This is a genomic window from Microbulbifer discodermiae, from assembly GCF_040742695.1.
Classification (GTDB): domain Bacteria; phylum Pseudomonadota; class Gammaproteobacteria; order Pseudomonadales; family Cellvibrionaceae; genus Microbulbifer.
Map to the genome: position 1 here is coordinate 1 of NZ_JBFLAB010000059.1, position 23,714 is coordinate 23,714.

A 23,714-nucleotide genomic window follows, 5' to 3' on the forward strand; every position below is an offset into this window, starting at 1 on the left:
GAGGGTCCGCCTGATGAGGCGGAAATGGCCCAAAGATACCGAGAATCCAACATCAAAACCGATAGGATATCTTTGTTTTATCCTATTTTTGAAAACTGAAAGTGGCGCTGTTGAAGAATTCCCTGATTTTTCAACAGCCTGCTAGAATCCAACCACCCTGATGCTCCCCTTTAAGTGGGATACCTCCACAACCGAAAGACCTCCATACTGGTTGCCATGATTTAAAAGCTCAGAGAGATATTATGAGTGATTACAACACCAAAGAATTAGTGGAGAAAGACAAGGCGCACTTCACTCATCCCTGGACGGTGTTTGATGTGTATAACCACCAGGGCGCCCTCCCCATAGGGCGCGCGGAAGGCTGTTATATTTACGATACCGACAACAACCGTTATCTGGATGCGGTCGGGGGCCTCTGGTGCAACAACATCGGCACGGGTCGCGAAGAAATGGCAGAGGCCATTGCGGAACAGGTTCGCCGGATGTCCTATTCCAGCCCGTTTGTGGATCTGACCAATGTGCCGGCGACCCTGCTGGCAGAAAAACTTGCGTCGCTGGCCCCGGGTGATCTGGACCATGTTTTTTACAGCTGCGGTGGCTCCACCGCCGTGGACACGGCTTTCCGCCTGATTCACTACTACCAGAACTGTCGCGGCAAGCACGACAAAAAGCACATTATTTCCCGCAAGTCGGCCTACCATGGTTCCACCTTCGCGGCTATGTCCATCGGTGGCAAAGCAGGGGACCATCCACCGGAATTCGACTACATCACCGATACTATTCATCACGTTTCGGCACCGAAGTTTTACGGCGATACCAGTGGTAAAACCGAAGCCGAGTTTCTCGACGGCCTGATTCAGGAGCTGGAAGACAAAATCACTGAATTGGGTGGTGTAGACAAAGTCGCCGCTTTTTTCGCCGAACCCATACTGGGTGCCGGTGGCGTGATTGTGCCACCACAGGGGTATCACCAACGCACCTGGGAGCTTTGTAAAAAATACGACATCCTCTATGTCTCCGATGAAGTGGTGACCGCCTTTGGCCGCCTGGGCCACTGGTTTGCCTCGGAAGACGCGTTCGGCATTCAGCCGGACATCATCATCTGCGCCAAGGGCCTCACTTCCGGTTATCAGCCGCTGGGTGCAACCATCTATTCCGACAGGATTCACCAGGTTATCAGTGAAGAGGGGCACGGGCGTTGCTTCGCCCATGGCTTTACCTACTCTGGTCACCCGGTTGCCTGTGCTGCGGCCCTGAAGAATATTGAAATCCTGGAGCGTGAAAATCTGGCCGGCAATGTGTCTCAGCTGGCACCCTACTTCGAGGAACGCCTGAAATCCCTGTTGGACCTTCCCATAGTGGGCGATGTGCGCGGTCGCGGTTTTATGTGGTGTGTGGAATTTGTGGCCAACAAGGAAACCTGCGAACTTTTCCCGGAAGAGCTGGACATCGGCAAACGTATTTCCAATATCGCCGACACCAAGGGGTTGATTGTCCGGCCGATTGTCCACCTGAATGTAATGTCGCCGCCGTTGAATCTGACCCGCGACGAGATCGATTTTATTGTCGACACCCTTCGTTCCAGTATTGAGGCAACCGTGGCGGAGCTTGGGCGGGAAGGTTATCAGTTGTAGGGACCTGGCAGTGAATCATCTCGACAAGCTTTTTATTGACGGTCAATGGGTTGCCTCCGGCGGCGACGAATGGCTGGAGGTCATCAATCCCGCCAGGGAAACGCTGGTAGCTAGAGTGCCTTCGGCGACAAACGGAGATGTGGATAGAGCCGTGGCCGCCGCTAAAGCGGCATTCCCGGCCTGGTCGATTACCAGCGTGGCCTATCGACAACAGCTGTTGGTTACCATCGCGGAGGCTATGCAAGCCCGCGCCGACCAATTGGCGCAGGTGGTGTCCGACAGTATGGGCTGTCCCCTTGAGGTGGCTAAATGGTTGCAGATCGAAGGTAGCATCCAGGCCATGCGTTTGTTCGCCCAGCACATGGACGCGGTGGCCTGGGAAGAGCCCATGCACAACGCCATTGTGGTTCGGGAAGCCGCCGGGGTCTGCGGTTTTATCAATCCCTGGAATTATCCCCTACACCAGTTTGTGGGCAAGGTGGGCGCCGCGCTCGCGGCCGGGTGCACTATGGTGGTTAAGCCGTCTGAGCAGACCCCCTTGCAGGATTATATGATGGCGGAAATCCTGCTGGAGGCCGGACTGCCCGCTGGCGTATTCAATCTGGTACCGGGTAAGGGTCAGAATGTGGGCGCCCATTTGAGTCAACACCCGGACCTCGACGTTATATCCTTCACCGGTTCCACCCGCGCGGGTGTAGAGGTTGCCAAAGCCGCTGCGCCTACGGTCAAACGCGTCACCCAGGAGCTGGGCGGCAAGTCACCGTTTATTATCACCGCCAGCGCGGATCTTAAAACAGCAGTGCGCTATGGGGTGGAGGATGTGATGCTCAACAGCGGCCAGACCTGCACTGCGTTAACCCGCATGCTGGTGCCCGCCGAGTGCTACAAGGAAGCCGTGGCCGTGGCGAAACAGATTGCCGAGTCGCTGGTGTTGGGACATGGCGACCAGGCGTTCATGGGGCCATTGAGCTCCCGGCAGCAACAGCAGCGCGCGCTCGAGTATATCCAGCTGGGTCGCCAGGAGGGCGCCAGACTGGTTTGCGGGGGCGAGGCCGCACAGGTGGATGGAGCGGGATACTATATTCAACCCACGATCTTTGCCGACGTTCACAATGGGATGGCCATTGCCCGGGAGGAAATCTTTGGCCCGGTATTGTGTATGATACCCTATGCCGATATCGATGAGGCCGTGGCGATTGCCAACGATACGCCATATGGGCTATCTTCCGGGGTATTTGCCGGCAGTGACAGCGAGGCGCTGTCTATCGCCAAACAGATCAGGGCCGGCCAGTGTTATCTGAATGGCGCGGTATTCGATTGCCAGGTGCCTTTCGGGGGCTACAAGCAATCCGGCAATGGCCGCGAGTTTTCCCCACTGGGCATCGAAGAATTCCTTGAAATCAAGGCCATTCAGCATCCTGTCGAGTAACCCGTCTAATATCAGCCTGTTAAAATTAATGAGCAAACGGAAGCATTATGAACCAACCGTTTAATCAGCCCCTGGGCGGCAACCAGATGCCGCGCTTTGGCGGCCCGGGCACCATGTTTCGACTGCCGTCAGCCTCCCTGTCTGACAACCTGGATATCGCCATCGTCGGTGTCCCCCTGGATATTGGTACCAGCAACCGCAGTGGAACCCGCTTTGGTCCGCGCAGTGTGCGCAATGAATCCGTATTGGTGCGCCCCTATGGAATGGCCACCCGTGCAGCACCCTTTGACAGCTTTCAGATTGCCGATCTGGGTGATGTGCCGTTAAATACCTTCAACCTGAAAGAGTCGATTCGCATTATCGAAGACTACTATGACCAGGTGGTGGCTCACGATATCAAGCCGGTCACTGTCGGCGGCGATCACACCATAGCGCTGCCGATATTGCGCGCACTGCATAAAAAGCACGGCACCATGGCGCTGATTCACGTGGACGCCCATGCGGACATCAACGATCACATGTTCGGGGAGAAAGAATGTCATGGCACCATCTTCCGCCGTGCGCTGGAGGAGGGCCTGGTGGAAGGCAACAAAATGGTTCAAATCGGTTTGCGTGCCACCGGCTATAGCGCCGAAGATTTCGACTGGTCACGCAACCAGGGTGTGCGGGTGATCCAGGCTGAAGAGTGCTGGTACAAATCCCTGGAGCCATTGATGGCGGAAGTCCGTCAGCGCATTGGCAAAGACACCCCTGTCTATTTGTCGTTTGATATCGATGGCCTGGATCCTTCAGTGGCACCGGGAACAGGAACACCTGAACCGGCAGGTCTGACAGCGTCCCAGGGGCTGGAAATTATTCGCGGCTGCTGGGGCACCAATCTGGTGGGCGCGGACCTGGTGGAGGTATCCCCTCCCTACGATACCAGCGGCAACACCTCCCTGCTGGCCGCCAACCTGATGTTTGAAATGTTGTGCAGTTTTCCCGGCTGTATCAGGCGTGACTGATATTAACCCTGCGAAACAAGGATGTGCCGCAGACCGGCGACAGAAACCGGCCCCAAAAAGGGAAATTAAAGAGAGGGTTATCGGCCCGGGCGCCTGGCACTGCTGTAAAGGCAGAGCATATCCAGGGCCAGACTCGCCGCTGCCAGTGCGGTAATTTCCGCATGGTCGTAAGCGGGCGCCACTTCCACCTGATCCATACCCACCAGATTAATACCTTCCAGTCCCCGTAAAATACGCTGTGCCTGATAACTGCTCAGCCCGCCGACAACCGGTGTGCCGGTACCCGGCGCGTAACAGGGGTCGAGACAGTCAATATCAAAGGTAAGGTAGCTGGGGTGATCTCCGATACGCGCGCGAATGGCCTCCACCACTGCGTCCACGCCATTGCTGTGAACCCAGTGCGCATCCAGCACCTGGAAGCCAATAGTGTCATCGATACTGGTGCGCATACCAATTTGGATAGAACGCGATGGGTCCACCAGCCCCTCCTGTACCGCGTGATAGAACATGGTGCCATGATCGATGGTGCCTTTACTGTCGTTCCAGGTGTCGTAGTGGGCATCGAAGTGAATCAGCGACAGTGGACCAAACTTCTTCGCATAGGCTTTGATGATCGGGTAGCTGATAAAATGATCGCCGCCCAGTGCCAGTGTCGCTGTGTCCTGCTGCAGAATTTGCGCGATATGGTTTTCGATAATCCCCGGAATTTCCTGTGGGCAACTACTGTCGAAGCCGCAATCGCCGTAGTCCACCACGGCGAGATAATCAAAGGGATCAAAGCCCCAGTGATTGACCGAACCCCAGGCCAGATTGCTCGATGCCGCGCGAATGGCTCTCGGCCCCATGCGCGCACCGGAGCGATTGGAAACCGCCAGATCGTAGGGGATACCTGTAACGGCCACATCCACACCGTCGAGATTGCGACTGTAGTTACGGCGTAAAAAGCTCAAAACCCCGGCATAGGTGGGTTCGACATCACTACCCTTCAGAAAATCACGGGTGATCGCAAAATCGGTGGGGAGGGACATGACTACCTCTGATTATAAGGACGAAAAACCTCAGTCTAATCAAAGGTGCTGTCTTCCCCTATCCCCCTTTGGGAGGAGGGGCGGCAGGGGCCAGATACTGACTCAGAGGGTCCGGCTCGTCCGCCGAGAGGTGGGGCAGAGAGTCCAGGAACAAATAAAACAATTCCGATTGATTGGTGATATCCAGTTTCTGGTAGATGCTCTTGCGATGGCTCTTTACGGTGGAGTGGGCCACCTGCAAACGCTCGGCGGCCGATTGATTGGAATGCCCCTGCAACATCAATCGAACCAGCTCCTGTTCTTTCGGTGTGAGCAGGCTGCTGCCAAAGTTGTTCAACGCCTGCTGCACACTCTGGGCTACGAATTGTTGTGATCCAAGTGCCTGAAGTTGCTGTTGCCCGTGCTGGAACAACAGTGCCGTCAAAATATCCAACCTGGCAGCCAATACATTGTGACAAGCGTCCTCGGACCCCTCATTTGCATCCAGCGACAAATGAATAAAACTATGTTCGCACAAAGGCACCTGAATAGTGATTTCATGGTGCAGCTTCAGCGGTAAATAGTAGCGGGTGAAAAACTCGGTTTGCTCGAATTCGTCGGGGGCCACATCGCTCAGCATTGCGATCCCCTGCCTTTGCTGTTCGACACTGGCCCGATAAAAGGGATCCAGTACGTAGATGCCGGTATCGATATAGTCGCGCACATGATGCTGATAAGAGGCTTCACCATAATTGTGATACAACACCAGTGGCCGCTGATCAGGCTGGTAAAGCAATGCCAGCGGATCACTCGCCAGGGTGTCGATCCCCAGCCACGACAGCAAACCGGGGAAAAAATCCGTGCTGCCAATGGCGCGGATTATCTCGCTCAAGCGACGTTCTGAAGAGGGGCTGTTCATCCGCCCAAGCATAGCGCCAGACAATACAGAACACCATATAGAGTTTTCAGGCGCTACAAATGTAAGCTGCCTCCTAACACCACCACTTATAGAGAAACTATTTGCAGAAGGATCTGCAAAAAATCGAATCTGGCTTTACAGATATAAAGGCACTCTTTCCATACCTTAAGTTGCGGTGAGTACCACTGGATTCCCAAGAGACCATTCTTTTTCTAGTCAAGTGATTTGTTAACCTGGAAACCCAATAGTGAATCCCTGACCCATAGTTTTGCCTCCTTGAAAACCTGCGCAAATACGCGGACCACTTGATTTTCAGGGTTTGGCGTCGACCCCCGGCCGGGGGCGCCAGATCCGTGTGCCACAATTACCCCTGGGTACTTGGCTAAACGGAGGGATTCCGCCCATAAAAAATAAAAGCGGCGAGCCTGTCCCCAGCAGCAACAGAAAGTACGGCGTTATTCACTCAGGTCAACAACGATTCGGCGGCAGACTGACTTCCAAAACATCTACAGCCCCCTCATCCCCCATCAATCGCTTCCACTCTGTAACCATTGTGGGCAGCCGCGCTGTCTGACCAAAAGAAGCGGCTTGCCCATGCCGGGCACCATGCCAGGGGGATGCATTGCTATTACGGTGGAAGAAGCGACAAGTGGGAGCGCCTGCTTTGGGGGTTTCACTGACCACAAATCGCAGGGACCGGCGGAATATGTGAGAATACCGGCAAAACAAAACCTGCTGCGCCCATGAGCAACAGCCAAGCTCTCTCATTTCCCTCCTTATTGCTGCCCAGCTGGCGCCGGCTGCGCACCGTGTTGATCGCGTCGCTGATCTGGAGCCTGCCACTGGGCCTGACCTGGCAGAGTTCATACCCAAGCCTGCTGCTGCGTATCCTGTCGGCCGGGCTGGTGGCCCTGCTGGTATTCAGCGTGCTGGAGAGATGGCCGCGGGAACCCCGCCGGATGCCCCGCTGGGTGCTGCAAGTATTGGGGGTCAGCGCCTCAATCCCAATATCCCTGTGGGCTATTTACGTGGGCTCCACCGAGCCGGGCGCCCCACCCTTCTGGCAGGATCACCACCGGGCGGGCGGCTTTGCGATGCTCACTATCGGTGGGCTGCTGACCGCGCCCTGGATCGCTATGGCGGCGCTGTTGCGCCAACGGGATGCGGCGGTGCGCAACCAGGCCCGCGCCTTTGAGCGCGAGCGCGGGGAGCTGGAGCGCCAGGCTCTGGATGCCCGGCTGCGCCTCTTGCAGGCCCAGGTGACACCGCATTTCCTGTTCAACACCCTGGCCAATGTCCGTGAACTGGTGGAATCCGCATCGCCGCGGGCACCGGCACTGCTGGATAGTCTGATCGCCTACCTGCGCGCGGCAGTGCCTGGAAGGGAACAGGTGGAGAGCAGTTTCGACCGGGAACTGTCCCTGGTGCGGGCCTACCTGGAGCTGATGCAGATGCGCATTCCGGACCGGCTGCAGTATGCCGTCGCCGCCGATACACCGGTTAAGAAAATGCACTGCCCACCCATGGCCCTGCTGACACTGGTGGAAAATGCGGTGCGCCACGGCATAGACCCGAGCGAAGCGGGAGGTCGTATCGATGTGCGCCTGCGACTGGTGAGTGGGCGCTGCCTGGTACAGGTCGCCGATACCGGCGCGGGCATAGAGTCGGGAGCGGAAGGGCTCGGCACTGGGCTGGCAACCCTGCGCGAGCGCTTGCGATTGACCTTCGGCGACCAGGCCTCGCTGCGGCTCATCGCAATGGAACCTCAGGGACTGCTGGCGGAAATGGACTTTCCCGCACAGGAGGCCCAGTGACCAACGCAAAAGCCCTGATCGCCGAAGACGAGCCACTGCTGCGCCAGTCCCTCCGCCGCCAGCTGGCCACTCTGTGGCCCGAGCTTGAGGTGGTGGCCGAAGCGCGCAACGGCCGCGAGGCCCTGGCGCAATTCCAGAGGCTGCAGCCGGATATCTGTTTTCTGGATGTACATATGCCGGGACTTTCCGGCGTGGAGACAGCGCGCCGTATCGGCCGACGCTCACATTTGGTGTTTATCACCGCCTTTAACAGCTATGCGGTGGAGGCCTTCGCCCAGGGCGCGCTGGACTATCTGGTCAAGCCGGTGGAAATGGAGCGCCTGGCAGATACCGTTGCGCGATTGCAGGAGCGCCTGCGTACAGCGCAGCCGGCACCGGACGCCGGGTCTCTGCTGGAGCAGCTGGCCGCGCAGATGGAGCGAAAAAAGAAAACCGAAACCCTGCGCTGGATTCGCGCATCTGTCGGCTCGGTACTGCGGCTAATCCCGGTAGATGATGTGCACTACCTCCGTGCGGACGACAAATATACACTGGTGGCCTGGTGCGAAGACCGCGGTGAGGCCGGCGACGCGCTTATCCGCACGCCGCTGGCGGAATTACTCAGCCAGCTGGACCCAGAGCAGTTTGCACAGGTACATCGCTCGGTTGTAGTTAACCTAAGCGCGGTCAGCCACCTGGTGCGCAAGGGTGACACCGCCCGAATCCATCTGCGGCACCGGTCAGAAACGCTGCCGGTCAGCCGGCGTTATCTGCATTTGTTCCGCCAGATGTAGTATCTGCCTCCACCCAAGACACCGTTCAGCCACCCATATCGCCATTGGCGGCACTCTATCCGCAGCCCATCACCTCCCCTCTAGCCGTAGCGGCAAGCCGCACTTAAGTTGTGTGGATCAAGGAAAAACACCAGGGGGAATGATGAGCACTGCAGTCACAGGGGCCACCCGGCCCGCGACCAGGCATGCCGGTGACGGCGGCCTCAAGTTACTACACAGCGCCGGAGCCACCTGGCTGACCCTGGCGGTTATCGGCCAGTTAATGTTGGCGGCCTATGTGGTGGGGTTTTATCTGCGAACGGCAGTGACCGGTGACTGGCAGCGCTGGAATCAGGCGATGCCGGTGGGCTATGTGGAGGGGGATCTGATCGGCAACCTGGTGTTGGGTCTGCACCTGCTGTTCACCGTCTTTATTATCGCCGGCGCCGCGCTGCAGCTTGCGCCCCAGGTGCGCCGCCGCTGGCCCCGTTTCCACCGCTGGAACGGCCGTTTCTATCTGCTCTCCGCGGTCATCATGAGCCTCGGTGGGCTCTACCTGGTCTGGAGCCGGGAATCACCCAAAGGCAGCCCAATTCAGGATGTTGCCATCTCCATCAACGCCCTGCTGATCCTCGCCTGTGCCGCAGCCGCCTTGCATTTCGCGCGCGGCAAACGCTTTGAGCAGCACAAACGCTGGGCTCTGCGCCTGTTTCTGGTGGTGAGTGGCGTGTGGTTTTTTCGCGTGGGCCTGACCTTCTGGCTACTGGTCAACCAGGGCCCGGTGGGTTTTGACCCCAAGACGCTGACCGGCCCCTTTGTGGTCTTCCTGGGTTTCGCGCAATACCTGCTGCCGCTGGTGCTGCTGGAAGCTTACTTTCGCGCAGGCGACAGTCACAGCAGCTATGCCCGCCTATCCATGAGCGCCTGCCTGGGCCTGTTTACGCTGATCACCGCCACGGGTATTTTCGCCGCGGCAATGATGCTGTGGCTGCCGCGCTTGACCGCCTGAGCTGATTGCGAACTTGTCAATCGCGGGCGTTCAACCACTGGTCCAGGGCCACCAGTATCCGGTGCCGGTAGGGCTGGGTTTCGTTGATCATCTGGTGGCGGGCACCGCGTATGATCACCCGCCGGCTGTTGGGGAAGCGCGAGCGAATCGCGCGCATATTGTATCGCCAGGAAACTGTCTCGTCCCCGGTGCCCTGTACCACCAGGATCGGTTTCCTGTTCACCGCCGTCTGCGGGAAGGTTTCCAGCCAGTCCACCAGGGCCCCCAGCCAGCGCATGGAAATCACCGGCGACTGCAGCGGGTCCCGATGCGCCTGGCGGCGGGCGAATTCCGCATCGTGCGTGTTGATATTGAAACCGCGATTGGGGGCCAGTAGAAACAACCGACCCAGGTAGTAGATCCACTTGCGCAGATGCCAGCGCGCCGGGCGCACCAGCGGTGCCAGCAAAAACACCTTGTCAAACGGCTGCCAGCGACTGTACTGGAGATAGGCGAGCAGCGCCGCACCGCCGGTACTCTGGCCCAGCGCGTGCCAGGGACCGGGCAGCTTGTCTGCGGCAATGCGCAGCAGTGTGTGGAGTACCTGGCGGTACTGCAGGAAGGTATCTATAGCCACCCGCTCGCCACTGGATAACCCGTGCCCGGGAAAATCGAAAACCACCACATTCAGGTTGCGCTCCAGCCCAAAACGGATGGCCGGGCCATAAATACCGGTGTGATCGAAATAGCCGTGGCAGATAAACAGGGTACCCCGAGGCTTTTCCACCAGCCAGTATTGGGACACCAGCTGGAAACCGGACGCGACAAAGGTCCCCACCCCGGTCTTATGGGCCAGGGGAAACTGCAGGTGGTAAAAATTGCGGTAATCCTCCAGCGCCGGGGGCAGGGGCTCGTCGCCGCAAAAGTCCAGGTCCGGCAGCTGTTCACGCAGGGCCGAATAGTCCGGCCGCCGGATCACCGGGCTGTGCGGCAGACTGGAAAACTCTTGCATTAGATCCATAGTTCCATGTTACTGCATTTTTTGCGCAGCTGGACCTATGCCCGCGGCGGCCGGCGGCGCCAAAAGTTCTGGCCGCGTCACCGCCGGGGTTGTTATGGCTACTTGACCTGTGGCTCAAGTTCCCCGGCCTCATACCGCCGCGACATTGCCTCCAGGCTCAGGGGGCGAATCCGGCTGGCATTACCGGCGGTGCCGAAGGCCTCATAGCGGGCCACACAGATGTCCCGCATAGCGTTGAGTGCTACCTGGTAGAATTTGCGCGGATCAAACTCGGACGGATTCTGGGCCAGGAAGCGCCGGGTGGCGCCGGTGGAAGCCAAGCGCAAATCCGTGTCGATATTCACCTTGCGCACACCGTGCTTGATTCCCTCGCAAATCTGCTCCACCGGCACACCGTAAGTCTCCGCTATCTCACCGCCGAACTCATTGATCACCGCCAGCCACTCCTGTGGCACCGACGATGAGCCGTGCATCACCAGGTGGGTGCTGGGGATGCGCGCGTGAATGGCCTTGATGCGGTCTATGGCGAGGATGTCACCGGTGGGTGGACGGGTAAACTTGTAGGCGCCGTGGCTGGTGCCGCAGGCAATGGCCAGTGCGTCGACCCTGGTCTTGCGTACAAAGTCGGCGGCCTCCTCCGGGTCGGTGAGCAATTGCTCCTTGGACAGTTTGCCCTCGGCGCCGACACCATCCTCCTCCCCTGCCATACCGGTTTCCAGGGAACCCAGGCAACCCAGTTCGCCCTCCACCGATACACCACAGGCGTGAGACATGGCCACTGCGCGCTGGGTCACATCGACGTTGTACTCGTAGGAGGCCGGCGTCTTGCCGTCCTCCTGCAGTGACCCGTCCATCATCACCGAGCTAAAACCCAGTTGAATGGAGCGCTGGCAAACAGCGGGGCTGGTGCCGTGGTCCTGATGCATCACCACTGGAATCTCCGGGAACTCCTCAATCGCGGCCAGGATCAGGTGGCGCAGGAAAGGCGCACCGGCATATTTCCGTGCCCCGGCGGAGGCCTGTACGATCACCGGCGAGTCGGTCTGCCTGGCGGCCTCCATGATCGCGCGCATCTGCTCCAGGTTGTTGACGTTGAACGCGGGCACGCCGTAATCGTGCTCGGCAGCGTGATCCAGCAGTTGACGCAAGCTGATAAGGGCCATGAACAATACCTTCGTTATTTAACTGGTCGATTTGACTGGCGCTCCCCGCCGGGGGCGAAGCACCTTCTCTGCTAGAGGCCAGGGGCCCCAGTACTGAAAAAACCTTGCCTGACTTCTCTCTCATCCGGCTTTGCGGCCCACTAGCTGTCAGCACGGGATTCCAGCATCGCCACCGCGGGCAGGGGCTTGCCCTCCACATACTCGAGGAAGGCGCCACCCCCGGTGGAGATATAGGAAACCTTGCCGGCGATACCGTATTTGTCTACCGCGGCGAGGGTATCCCCGCCTCCGGCAATGGAAAAAGCCGCGCTGTCGGCTATGGCCCGGGACAGCCGCTCAGTGCCGCCACCAAATTGATCAAACTCAAACACCCCCACAGGGCCATTCCAGATAATGGTCCCCGCCTCGCGCAGGATTTCTGCCAGCTGCTCAGAGGACTGGGGGCCGATATCGAAGATCATGTCGTCCGCCTGCACATCCTCGGCGGACTTGGTTTCCGCGGCGGCGGACTCGCTGAACACCCGGCCGGTGACCACGTCCACCGGCAGCGGAATAGCACATTTTTCCATCAGTGCCCTGGCCGTATCCACCAGCTCGTGTTCGCACAGGGATTTACCCACCGCCCTGCCGCTGGCCGCCAGGAACGTATTGGCGATGCCGCCGCCGACGATCAGACGGTCCACCTTGGCAGACAGACTTTCCAGCACCGTGAGTTTGGTGGACACCTTGGAACCGCCGACTATGGCCACCAGGGGTCGCGCCGGCTCCGCCAGCGCCCGCTGCAGAGCCTCCAGCTCAGCCGCCAGGAGCGGACCGGCACAGGCAACCGGCGCATAGCGGGCCACACCGTGAGTGGATGCCTGGGCCCGGTGTGCAGTGCCAAACGCATCCATCACGAAAATATCGCACAGGGCGGCATAGGCCTTGGCCAGTTCCGGATCATCTTTCTGCTCGCCCGGGTTGAAACGCACATTTTCCAGCAGTGCCACCTGGCCGTCGGCCAGCTCGACACCATTGTGCCAATCGCCCACCAGCTGTACATCCAGGCCGAGCAGACCGCTCAGGTGCGCCGCCACCGGCGCCAGGGAAAACTCTTCGGCGTATTTTCCCTCGCTGGGCCGACCCAGGTGGGACATCAGCAGCACTTTGGCGCCGGCATCGATAGCGGCTTGGATGCTGGGCAGTGCGGCGCGAATACGGGCGTCGTAAGTAACCTCACCATTTTTCACCGGCACATTCAGATCCTCGCGAATCAGTACCCGCTTGCCCGCCAGATCCAAATCCGTCATCAGTTTAACCGCCATAGCCAGCCCTCTCTGCCAGTCACTGCTCTGTGTGAAATACGGGCGCCAGGCGCCCATGGGAACAGGCGCGGATTATAAGCTGCAAGCCCGCCAGCGCCCACCAAGCGGCGCGGAGTATACCAAGCCTTTGTGTAGTTGAATTACGACAGCCGCCCTGTGGCGCGGGGCAGCGGGGTGGCCTGCCATGCAGGGAGTCTCCGCCTGTGGTTGCCGGCCCTTCGGGCGCCGCCTACCATAGAGCCCCCCAAACAGCCTCCGGAGCGAATAGACGAAGATGGAAAGCAGTAACCGCCGGCGGCGGGAAAAAGTCAATTTCAGCGGCAGCCGCGGCCAGACTCTGGCCGGCATTGTCGAGGCACCGGCGGGCGAGGCCCGCGGCCAGGTACTCTTTGCACACTGTTTCACCTGTGGGAAGGATGTGGTGGCCGCCGCCCGCATCGCCCGCCACCTTGCGGACCAGGGTTACGCGGTGCTGCGTTTCGACTTCACCGGCCTGGGGGATAGCGAGGGGGATTTCAGCCAGACCAACTTCTCCACCAATGTGGAGGATCTTATCAGCGCGGCGCACTACCTGGCGGAGAGCGGTCATGCCCCGGACCTGCTGATCGGCCACAGCCTCGGGGGTGCAGCTGTGCTGGCAGCGGCGGCGGAGATCCCCGAGGCCAAGGCAGTCGCCACCATCGCCGCACCCGCCTACCCCAACCATGTGATCAAACAGTTTGCCTGCGCCCTGGATACCATCCAGACCCAGGGCCAGGCGGAGGTCGAACTGGCGGGGCGCCCCTTTACGATCAAAAAACAGTTCCTGGACGACCTGGACGCGCTCAAGAAAAATTACATCCACGAGCTGCGGCGACCGCTGTTGATTTATCACTCACCGGTCGACCAAACCGTGTCCATCGACGAAGCAGCCGAGATCTACAACCTCGCCCTGCACCCAAAAAGCTTTATCAGCCTCGATCACGCTGACCACCTGCTGACCCGTAAGGAGGATGCGGACTATGTGGCGGACACACTGGTCGCCTGGGCCAGCCGCTATATTCCCCGGCTACCGGATGGGCGCTGACGGCAAAATTGCAGGCCATATGGAGCTGCACCGCGACGCAACTTCCCCCGGTCATGATTGCAGTGTCAGGGCCGGCAACCCCCCTTCGCTGGCCGCAACGCTGTGCAGGCTTCTGCATTGCTGCTCTGGCTTGTCCTCATGAGACTCAAAGTACCGTTGCGCACCTGTGCAATGGCCGGTTAATAGCGCCATGACAATGGCGAACCTGACAACCGAAAGGACTTGCGGCAACAGGCTGCGCCGCTACAATCCACCGCCGGCGGAAATCAGAACAGAGGATACAGGCATGGAGAGGGAAACAGCCGATAGCGATATCGTATTTCAAAGCTACGGTCGCTGCTGTAACAAGGAATTGTTTTTTGTGGACTTTTACGACTGCTTTATGGGCAGCTCAGCGGAAATCCGCGCTCAGTTTGTCGATACCAACATGGCCAACCAACGCCACCTGCTGCGCAATGGCATCATGCAACTGGTGCTGCATGCACGCGGCATGCCCGACACCAAACTGCGCGCACTGGGCGAGAGTCACTCCCGCAGCGGCTACAATATCCACCCCCAGTGGTATGGGCTCTGGCTGGAGGCCCTGATCCAGACACTGCGCAAGCACGACCCGGAATTTACCGAAGCCACTGAAGTCTCCTGGCGTCGCGCTATTCAACCGGGTATCGACCTGATCCGCGACGCCTACTGAGGCTGCCCAGCCCCTGCCCCCGCAGTTAGGGCGCCTATTGAGTGAGCCTTGCAGGGCTCACCGCTGCTGTTGCGGAGGCGCGCCGTGCCCTGGTATTCACCCGGCGGGCCGGTTGAACCCGCCAGCCCGGCCCCACAACTGGATCAACTCGCACTGCCGGGCAGGCGCCTCCATTTGCCAGCACCCCGGGCAAAAGGTATAAAGTTCCGGCACAACTGGCCACAGCCCCGCTTTGCAACTGACAAAAAAGCCAGCCCCGGCATCACAGTTTCCGGTAACTGCCGGCAATAAAGACCCTACATAAGAGTGGAACCTGGGTTCGCCGGTAGTTTCTGCAAGGGCTGGGGAAGGCCCCTAGAAAAATAAATCTACCGCGTAAGGAAACCTCGATGAAAATCGTAAAACCCCACTGGATTCCCCTCGCTTTGTCCCTGGCGCTGGCCGCCTGTGACAAACCTCCACAAACACAAACCAGCCCCAGTGCCACAGCGGAAACTGGTCCCGTCGCGGAGAGCCAGATGCCCACCGCTACAGAGGCACTGCATATTCCCTACGAGAAATTCACCCTGCCCAACGGCCTGCGGGTGATAGTACACGAGGATCACAAGGCGCCGATCGTGTCCGTGGGTGTCTGGTACCACGTGGGTTCGAAGGACGAAAAGCCAGGGCGTACCGGCTTCGCCCACCTGTTCGAACACCTGATGTTCAACGGCTCTGAAAACTACAACGATGAATTCTTCAAACCGTTCGAGCGCGCCGGCGCCACGGGCATGAACGGCACTACCTGGCTGGACCGCACCAACTACTTCGAGACGGTGCCCAGCAACGCCCTGGACATGGCGCTGTGGATGGAATCCGACCGCATGGGTCACCTGCTCGGCGTGATCACCCAGGAAAAACTCGACGAGCAGCGCGGCGTGGTACAAAACGAAAAGCGCCAGGGTATGAACCAGCCCTATGGCAAAGTCTGGGAGCAGATGCAGGCCGCCATTTTCCCCGAGGGGCACCCCTATTCCTGGACCACCATTGGCTCCATGGAGGACCTGGATGCGGCCTCTCTGGAGGACGTCCACGAGTGGTTTAAAACCTACTACGGCGCCGCCAACACAGTACTGGTGCTGGCGGGCGATATCGATGTGGCCACCGCCAAAGAGAAGGTCGCCAAGTACTTTGGCGATATCCAGGCCGGTCCGCCGCTGGTGAAAAAAGATGTCTGGATCGCCAAGCGCGATCAGTCCAAGCGGGACACCATGTACGATCGCGTCGCACAGTCGCGTGTCTACAAGGTTTGGAATACGCCCTATCTGGGCCACAGCGATGCCGATGCCGTTTCACTGGCCGCTGCGGTACTGGGCGATGGCAAAAACTCGCGCCTGTATAAACGCCTGGTATACACCGACCAGATCGCCACCAATGTCAGCATCAGCCTGTACGAATTTGAACTGGCCGCTATTTTCTCGATTATTGCCGATGCAAAGCCGGGCGTCGATCTGGCCGATGTGGAGGTCGCCATCGAGGAAGAGCTGCAGCGTTTTCTCGCCGAAGGCCCCACAGAGGAGGAATTGGCGCGGGTCAATATGTCGGAGTACGCCAGCGCCGCCCGCAATCTGGAGCAGGTGGGCGGTTGGAGCGGCAAGGGCGTGACCCTGGCGCGCGGCGAACTCTATCTGGGCAACCCCAACGGCCTGCTGGACAGTATCGCCAACAAGCGCCAGCTCACACCGGAGCAGGTGCGCGCAGCCGCTGACCGATGGCTCAGCAGCGGTGACTACAACCTGGAAGTGCACCCCTTCCCCGAGTACCAGGTGGCGGAGGCGGGCGCTGATCGCTCCAGCCTGCCGGACTTGGGACAGTTCCCGTCGGTACCTTTCCCACAGATCCAGACTGCGGAAATGGCCAACGGCATGAAAGTGGTGCTGGCCGAGCGCCACTCAGTGCCGGTGGTGGATATGCGCATGGTGTTCGACGCCGGCTATGCGGCCGACCAGGGCAAGACACTGGGAACCTCCAGCTATGCCATGTCCATGCTGAAAGAAGGCACCAAGAAACTGAGCGCTCTGGAAATCAGCGCCAGGGAGGAAATGCTGGGCGCGCGTATCTCGGCAGGTGCCGATATCGATGTTTCCAATGTTAGCCTCAATGCGCTCAGCAGTAATCTGGACGATTCCATGGCCCTGTTTGCCGATATTCTTCTCAACCCCGCCTTTGCGGAAGAGGAGATTGAGCGCAAACGCAGTCGCTGGATCGCCAACATAAAGCAGGAAAAAACCAGGCCGGTGCAGATGGCGCTGCGCACCCTGCCACCGCTTCTGTACGGTGCCGACCACGCCTATGCGGTGCCCTTTACCGGTTCCGGTACCGAGAGTTCCATCGAGTCCCTGAGCCGCGATGACCTGGTCGCCTATCACCAGACTTGGCTGCGCCCGGACAACGCCACCCTGGTAGTCACCGGTGACATCACCATGGAAGCGCTGATGGGCAAGCTCGAGCAGTACTTTGCCGACTGGCGCGCCCCGGAAACAGCACTGCCGCAGAAAAACCTGTCTCAAGTGGCCCTTCCGGAGAAAGCCAGTGTCTATCTGATCGACAAGCCGGGATCTGAGCAATCCATCATCATCGGCGGCCTGCTGGCACCCTCGGAAAGAATTCCCGAGCGGGAAGCCATGCACATGATGAACGATATTCTCGGCGGCACCTTCACAGCGCGGATCAATATGAACCTGCGCGAGGAAAAACACTGGGCCTATGGCGCCTATTCATTTATGACCGGTGCCAAGGGACAGCAGCCGTTCCTCGTCTATGCCCCGGTGCAGACCGACAAGACCAGCGAATCCCTGCAGGAGCTGCAAAAAGAGCTGCGCGCCTATATTGGCAACAAGCCGGCGATGGCTTCAGAGTTGCAGAAGGTGAAAGACAAAAGGGTCAACGAGTTACCCGGGCGCTTCGAGACCATCGGTGCGGTTTCCGGTGCCGTTTCCAATATGGTGAAATATGATCGGCCACTGGATTATATGGACAGTTACGCGGAGCAGATTCGCTCTGCCGATCTAAATACCATCCACGACCTGGCCCGCAGCACCATAAAACCGGAGCAGTTTGTCTGGGTGATTGTTGGCGATAAGGAAAAAATCGCCGGCAAAATCCAAAGCCTGAATATCGGACCAATTACTGAAATTGATGCCGACGGCAAGCCGGTCACAAGCGGCGCTACAGCCAGCGGGCAGTAGCCTCACCCGCAGCCGCAGCTGGTAAATCCAGCTGCGGCGATCAAAAATCCCACTGCGAAAACTTCCCCGGCTGCATTGCTTTCTAAGCACAAATTGCCAGCGCTTAGTAACCCCCAAGCTACTGACCCTGCGGTCCCATAGAGAACGCCACCTCGATTGCAATGCCACCCTTGAATGGCTGCGCCATTGCGCGGAACCGCCTGGGCTGTAAGATCACGGATACAGGTGTTTGCAGGAACTTTTCCTTTGGGAAGAAGAAATCTCTTTCGCGGCTGCCCAGAGTGGCTTGTAAAGTCAATTTAGTGGCCCGCTAAGTCTATCAAGCACTGAGAATTGTGTTATATGGTCTGCTGCAACAACAAAAATACGGAAAAGCACCATGTCAGAACCTGTTTGCTCTGATCTTTTGATTGCTGGGGGTGGTCTAGCAGGTATTGTCACGGCACTGGAGGCGGTAAGAGCAGGTAAAACGGTCACCATTGTAGATCGGGATACGCCACAGCGGCTTGGCGGCTTAGCGCTGTGGGCCTTTGGCGGTATGGCACTGATCGATACACCGCTGCAACGCCGTATGAAAATTCCCGACTCGCCGGAATTGGCGCTGCAGGACTGGCTGCGCTTTGGCGAGTTAGACCCGCAGGATAAATGGCCGATACAGTGGGCCCGCTATTACGTAGAGCACTCACGGGCTGAAGTATACGATTGGCTCGCCAGTGAAGGACTTAAATTTTTGCCATCGGTCAATTGGGTGGAACGGGGCCGCTTTGGCGACGGTAACAGCGTACCCCGCTACCATATCGTCTGGGGTACTTCCCGGGAGCTGGTTCGATGCATGGTGAATGCGCTGCAGGAGGCAGGCGCCAAGGGGAAACTGTCGATTTATCATGGCCACAGAGTCACTGCACTGGACCGGCAAGCGGGAGAAGTGAATGGGGCCATAGCGGTCAACGAACAAACCGGCACAGAACGCCGCTTCCAGGCGCCTAACGTTGTATTGGCCATGGGGGGGATAAACGGCGACCACGCTGGGTGCCGGGCCAATTGGCCAATCGACCGGCCGCAGCCCACCGAAATGCTCAATGGTGCGCATCCCTTTTCTGATGGCAAGCTGCATCACTGGACGGAGGACAATCTCGGGGCCTGTATTACCCACGCCGGCGAAATGTGGAATTACGCCGCCGGTTTTCCGCATCCATTTCCCCACTTCCCCGGTCATGGCCTTTCCTCCATTCCCTGTAAGTCCGCTTTGTGGCTCAACCATCGCGGTGAACGTATCGGACCGGAACCCCTGGTCACCGGTTTCGATACCCACTGGTTATGCCAGCAGGTTGCCGTTCAGGAGAAGCCCTGGACATGGCAGCTACTCAACCGGCGCATTGCATTGAAGGAGTTTGCTATTTCCGGTGCAGAGCACAATGCCCGCATCCGGGATAAACAGTTTCCGTTACTCCTTAAGGAAATTCTATTGGGTAACAAACTTTTAGTGGACCAGATGCAGAACGAGAGCAATCACTTTCTTGTGGATGACACCCTGGATGGACTGGCAAAAAAAATGAACGCACTTACCTGCTCACTGGATGTTGACCCGGCAGTACTGAAAGCCACCGCGGATAGTTTTGATGCGAATTTCAGCAAAGGTGACCAACTCAACAATGATGCGCAAATCCGGCTGATCCGCCATGCGCGTCAGTGGGGGCCGGATCGTTTGCGCACATGCAAGCCGGCGCCACTACAAAAAGCCGGCGCCGGACCGTTTATCGCCATCCAGACACAGTTGACCACCCGCAAAAGCCTGGGTGGTTTACAGACCGACCTGCAAAGCCGCGTGTTGGATGCCAGCGGCAAGCCTATCTCCGGACTCTATTGTGTTGGCGAGGCCGCTGGTTTCGGCGGTGGTGGCAGCAATGGCAAACGCTCTCTCGAGGGCACTTTCCTGCCCGGCTGCATCCTTACGGCCAAGGCAGCAGCCCGGTCGATCAACCGGGGCAATTGACCAACCACAACGCAATCAAAATAAGCCCCATGAAAAGAATAAAATCTGGAGATAAGCGATGCCCAACGGCGCCCAAGCATTGATAAAAACCCTCGTGGATGCCGGTATTGAAGTGTGTTTTAGCAATCCTGGCACCAGTGAAATGCACTTTGTTGCGGCCCTGGATGGCGAACCCAAACTGCGGGCAATTCTGGCGTTGTTCGAAGGCGTGGCAACGGGAGCGGCCGATGGCTACGCCCGCATGGCGGAGAAACCTGCAGCCACCTTGCTGCACCTGGGTTGTGGTTTGGGGAATGGTCTCGCCAACCTGCATAACGCCCGCAAGGGTAATTCCCCAGTGGTGAATATCGTGGGTGACCACGCCACCTATCATGTAAAGTACGATGCGCAGTTGCAGTCTGATATCGAAACCGTCGCTCGCAACGTTTCGCCGAATTTTGTCCGCACTTCGGAAAGCACCGAATCCCTGTGCCGAGACGCCGCCGATGCCGTCACTGCCGCCCGGGGCCTGCCCGGCCAGGTAGCCACCCTGGTTCTGCCTGCGGACGTCTCTTGGGGGGATGGGGGCCAGCCTTGTGCGGTACCCCCCCAGCCGCAGGCACCGACAGCGGACAATAAGGTCATCGATAGCGTTGCCGACGCAATACGCAACGGCAGGAAAACCGCTATGCTGCTCGGCGGTCGAGCCCTGCGGGAACCGGGGCTGCTGGCAGCTGCCCGTATCGCCGCTCACACGGGTGTTACTGTGTTTGCGGAAACCTTTCCCGCGCGCATACAACGGGGGGCCGGCCTGCCGCCGGTGGAGCGTGTTGCCTATTTGGCGGAACTGGTCTCCCTGCAGCTGTCCGAATTCGACAACCTGATTTTGGTGGATGCTAAAGCCCCTGTGTCTTTCTTTGCCTATCCGGGCAAGCAGAGTTATTTAGTCCCGGATAGCTGTACCGCCCACACGCTGAGTACGCCTGAGCAGGATGCCACAGCCAACCTGAACAAGCTCGCGGAGGTACTAGGTGCCAGCCAGGCACAGCCAATGCTGCAACCAGCCGGCCGGCCGGGCAGACCCAAGGGCAAACTTACCGCTGAAAAGGTATGCCGCGCTGTAGGTGAGTTGATGCCGGAAAACAGTATTATTGTGGACGAATCCATCACTTCTGGCTTGTTGCTCAATGCAATGACTGCCGGTGCCCCGAGACACGATATGATCACCCTCACGGGCGGAGCTATCGGTCAGGGACTGCCCAGCGCTATAGGAGCTGCTGTAGCCTGCCCGGACAGGCCGGTGTTGGCCCTTATTGGCGACGGCACGGCCATGTACACCAACCAGGCATTGTGGACTATGGCCCGGGAGAACCTGGACGTGACCACCATTATCTTCAACAACGCCTCCTATTCTATTTTGAACGTTGAATTGGAGCGAGTGGGAGCGAAAGAAGCCGGAGAGAAAGCCGAGTCCCAACTTGATATCAGTGGCCCGGTCACCAACTATGCGCTATTGGCTCAGAGTATGGGCGTGCACGGCACACGGGTGAGAACATCGGAGGCACTATTAAAAGCGATGGAGTATGCGCTCAATAATCCTGGCCCACACCTGATAGAGGCAGTAATCCCAGAGTCACTTAACGGAATGAAACGCAAGGTACTGCCCCGTCTGCTAAAAATACTGCCGAATCTGCCGCGGGTATTGAGCAAGGCGTTAAAGAAGAAAATTGCTCCTTAAACCCTTTTAATCAGGGCAGTACAGGGAACCCTCCCGGGTTCCCAAGAACATACAATAGTGAATTGGTTTATACCCCCAACGGTCCACTATTATTTAAGCATTGAGTTTTGAAGTTTTTCAGCTTCTGCATGGGAATAAATGTTATACCAATCAATATTACGCGTAGTATACATAAGTGCAGCCAACACAAGAAACACGAGCGCAGTTCCCATTAACAGGGCAAAGTCCTCTGCCTGCACTATGACGTACAACAAACTGTAAAGAACCACAATCATTGCACTAAACAGCAATGCGGACTTGAAGCTACCGAGCATATACCGGACATAAAATAGTATTAGAGAGGAGCAACACAAGACCCCAATCAGGTACGCCCGGAAAAATACGATGTGTTCCGACAGAGAGATCAATAGCAAATAAAACAAAGATATAGCCAGACCAACAAATGCGTATTGTATTGGGTGAATACGGCGGCGAGCCACCTGCTCAAAAATAAAAAAACTAATAAAACTCAAACCGATAAATAATATCGCATATTTCACCACCCTCTCAGACTGCAAATAGATATCTATGGGTTCGATAAACCGCACTCCAGAGGAGGAGCTCAGGAGTACCTTACAATCGTCGCCTGAGATACAGCGATCGGCAAAACCCACCCAGTGTCCGGAAAAACGGGTTGCCTCCCAGCGGGCAAAGAAACCCTCTTTCGTAATGTCCCGATGCTTGGGCAGGGAAGCACCAATAAATTCCGGATGGGGCCAATTGGATTGAAGTTGGATTGTCGCATGGTCCGCCAGGGGCACAAAAGAAAGTTGCTCCATTCCACGCAGAGAAACGGTCAGCGAAAAATTGAGCGTCTTATCGCGTGCCAGGCCCATATCCAAATAGGTGTGCAGACCCGACCCTATGGCCTTGAGATGGCTGCCGGGATGCAGGTCCATTGCTTTCTGATTGAGCAACAGCTCCGGCTTGCGATCGATTCCCCGCATATCGGCTATATGCAATGTCAAATAAGGTGTTTCGATTGATTTAAACTGTGGCTTATTTTCGATTTCCTGCAGGTGTTCATTCAACTTTTCTGAATTGAACATACCCGTTAGCAGGATACTGGAGGAGTATACAGGCACTTCATATATGCCCTTGTAGACGCTGTCGTTATCAACCTTGATCTTTTGATCCAGCTGGTTTGGAACGATAAAACTGAACTCCCGTACAGTTTTGCTGTTGACAGTATCTGGAGACTGCTCCCCAGGAGAGGCTATGGGCACCTGTCTCTGATATGGGACGACCAAAATTGGCGTAAAAATCGTCTGACTGCCTGTCCAACTTTTCGCTACAGCGGCTTTAGCCTGATCCAAAAATGCCTGTCTCTCCTTAATCTTATGCTTTACCATGCTGATTGGGATCAACAATAGTATTCCGACTACAAAAATTATCAATATTTTAATTGCCAGTTGGCTTTGCATTGAGTTTCTCCTTGAAAAACTCAACACACTTTAAAAGATCATCCTGGCTAGCTTGTGGCAGGATTATGATCAATTATGGCAAATGGCAGCACAAAATCTTAATAACTCCAGAGGTGCTATGTGCGAAATCTAATCCATTATTATAGTTTCACAACCTCCGGTTTGCCAAATGAAACTCCTGTATACCTCAACAAAAACAGATAAACCCAGTCTTTTCAAAAGCTGTCCCGGTAGATGACTTATAGACTTGGTACGCAACCACGCCTTTAGCTTAAAAAATTAGCAGCTATTGAATTCAGCGATGAGGTAAGTGCCAAGAATTTTTAAATTAATTCGTCAGCTTAAAATTACAATTGTTTCCCACTGGTAAGGTCCTATCAGGCTGTTGAAAAATCAGGGAATTCTTCAACAGCGCCACTTTCAGTTTTCAAAAATAGGATAAAACAAAGATATCCTATCGGTTTTGATGTTGGATTCTCGGTATCTTTGGGCCATTTCCGCCTCATCAGGCGGACCCTCCCT

General features: G+C 57.3%; 17 protein-coding genes. 11 read left to right on the plus strand and 6 right to left on the minus strand.

Annotated features, from left to right (window positions below; translation table 11 throughout):
* Positions 1-242: 242 nt before the first annotated feature.
* From AB1S50_RS16480 to speB (AB1S50_RS16490), 3 genes are read left to right on the plus strand one after another with little or no spacing between them, the layout of a single operon-like run.
* A complete protein-coding gene (locus AB1S50_RS16480; RefSeq protein ID WP_367152117.1) occupies positions 243-1,634 on the plus strand; it encodes an aminotransferase in 1,392 nt (463 codons plus the stop codon).
* A 10-nt stretch (positions 1,635-1,644) separates the two neighbouring features.
* The gene (locus AB1S50_RS16485) at positions 1,645-3,063 is read left to right on the plus strand and encodes an aldehyde dehydrogenase family protein (protein ID WP_367152118.1); all 1,419 of its coding nucleotides are present in this window, start codon (positions 1,645-1,647) and stop codon (positions 3,061-3,063) included.
* Between the two features lie 47 nt (positions 3,064-3,110).
* Positions 3,111-4,067, plus strand: a complete 957-nt coding sequence (gene speB, locus AB1S50_RS16490; RefSeq protein WP_367152120.1) for an agmatinase — start codon at positions 3,111-3,113, stop codon at positions 4,065-4,067.
* A gap of 77 nt (positions 4,068-4,144) precedes the next feature.
* On the opposite strand, the gene speB (AB1S50_RS16495) is transcribed toward speB (AB1S50_RS16490), so the two are convergent.
* Complete coding sequence (speB, locus tag AB1S50_RS16495; RefSeq protein ID WP_367152121.1) at positions 4,145-5,095, minus strand: agmatinase; 951 nt, start codon at positions 5,093-5,095, stop codon at positions 4,145-4,147.
* Positions 5,096-5,153: 58 nt separating this feature from the next.
* Positions 5,154-5,966 carry a helix-turn-helix transcriptional regulator gene (locus AB1S50_RS16500; protein WP_367152122.1) on the minus strand — a complete coding sequence of 271 codons (813 nt, stop codon included), beginning with the start codon at positions 5,964-5,966 and terminating at the stop codon, positions 5,154-5,156.
* 770 nt (positions 5,967-6,736) lie between these two features.
* On the opposite strand from AB1S50_RS16500, the gene AB1S50_RS16505 reads away from it, so the two are divergent.
* The 3 genes from AB1S50_RS16505 to AB1S50_RS16515 all read left to right on the plus strand — a co-directional run bounded on the left by AB1S50_RS16505 (position 6,737) and on the right by AB1S50_RS16515 (position 9,568).
* On the plus strand, positions 6,737-7,807 hold the full coding sequence (locus AB1S50_RS16505) for a sensor histidine kinase (RefSeq protein WP_367152123.1): 1,071 nt from the start codon (positions 6,737-6,739) through the stop codon (positions 7,805-7,807).
* Entirely contained in the window at positions 7,804-8,580 is a 777-nt protein-coding gene (locus tag AB1S50_RS16510; RefSeq protein ID WP_367152124.1) for a LytR/AlgR family response regulator transcription factor, read from the plus strand. Before AB1S50_RS16505 ends, AB1S50_RS16510 begins: the two co-directional genes overlap by 4 nt.
* Before the next feature lie 139 nt (positions 8,581-8,719).
* Complete coding sequence (locus tag AB1S50_RS16515; protein ID WP_367152125.1) at positions 8,720-9,568, plus strand: DUF2306 domain-containing protein; 849 nt, start codon at positions 8,720-8,722, stop codon at positions 9,566-9,568.
* A 16-nt stretch (positions 9,569-9,584) separates the two neighbouring features.
* Here the strand turns inward: AB1S50_RS16515 and AB1S50_RS16520 are convergent, their stop codons facing one another.
* The 3 genes from AB1S50_RS16520 to AB1S50_RS16530 all read right to left on the minus strand — a co-directional run bounded on the left by AB1S50_RS16520 (position 9,585) and on the right by AB1S50_RS16530 (position 13,035).
* Positions 9,585-10,559: an alpha/beta hydrolase gene (locus AB1S50_RS16520; RefSeq protein ID WP_367152127.1), complete on the minus strand. Its 975-nt coding sequence runs from the start codon at positions 10,557-10,559 to the stop codon at positions 9,585-9,587.
* A 107-nt stretch (positions 10,560-10,666) separates the two neighbouring features.
* The gene (gene fba / locus AB1S50_RS16525; protein ID WP_367152128.1) at positions 10,667-11,731 is read right to left on the minus strand and encodes a class II fructose-bisphosphate aldolase; all 1,065 of its coding nucleotides are present in this window, start codon (positions 11,729-11,731) and stop codon (positions 10,667-10,669) included.
* Between the two features lie 140 nt (positions 11,732-11,871).
* Positions 11,872-13,035: a phosphoglycerate kinase gene (locus AB1S50_RS16530; RefSeq protein ID WP_367152129.1), complete on the minus strand. Its 1,164-nt coding sequence runs from the start codon at positions 13,033-13,035 to the stop codon at positions 11,872-11,874.
* Between the two features lie 274 nt (positions 13,036-13,309).
* Here AB1S50_RS16530 and AB1S50_RS16535 point away from each other — a divergent pair, with 274 nt between their 5' ends.
* The 5 genes from AB1S50_RS16535 to AB1S50_RS16555 all read left to right on the plus strand — a co-directional run bounded on the left by AB1S50_RS16535 (position 13,310) and on the right by AB1S50_RS16555 (position 21,729).
* On the plus strand, positions 13,310-14,101 hold the full coding sequence (locus AB1S50_RS16535) for an alpha/beta hydrolase family protein (RefSeq protein ID WP_367152130.1): 792 nt from the start codon (positions 13,310-13,312) through the stop codon (positions 14,099-14,101).
* A 286-nt stretch (positions 14,102-14,387) separates the two neighbouring features.
* Complete coding sequence (locus tag AB1S50_RS16540) at positions 14,388-14,792, plus strand: globin (RefSeq protein ID WP_367152131.1); 405 nt, start codon at positions 14,388-14,390, stop codon at positions 14,790-14,792.
* 389 nt (positions 14,793-15,181) lie between these two features.
* On the plus strand, positions 15,182-18,019 hold the full coding sequence (locus AB1S50_RS16545; RefSeq protein ID WP_367152132.1) for a M16 family metallopeptidase: 2,838 nt from the start codon (positions 15,182-15,184) through the stop codon (positions 18,017-18,019).
* A gap of 379 nt (positions 18,020-18,398) precedes the next feature.
* Entirely contained in the window at positions 18,399-20,012 is a 1,614-nt protein-coding gene (locus AB1S50_RS16550; protein WP_367152133.1) for an FAD-dependent oxidoreductase, read from the plus strand.
* Between the two features lie 58 nt (positions 20,013-20,070).
* A complete protein-coding gene (locus AB1S50_RS16555) occupies positions 20,071-21,729 on the plus strand; it encodes an acetolactate synthase large subunit (RefSeq protein ID WP_367152135.1) in 1,659 nt (552 codons plus the stop codon).
* A gap of 89 nt (positions 21,730-21,818) precedes the next feature.
* On the opposite strand, the gene creD is transcribed toward AB1S50_RS16555, so the two are convergent.
* Entirely contained in the window at positions 21,819-23,192 is a 1,374-nt protein-coding gene (gene creD / locus AB1S50_RS16560; RefSeq protein ID WP_367152136.1) for a cell envelope integrity protein CreD, read from the minus strand.
* Positions 23,193-23,714 lie beyond the last annotated feature (522 nt).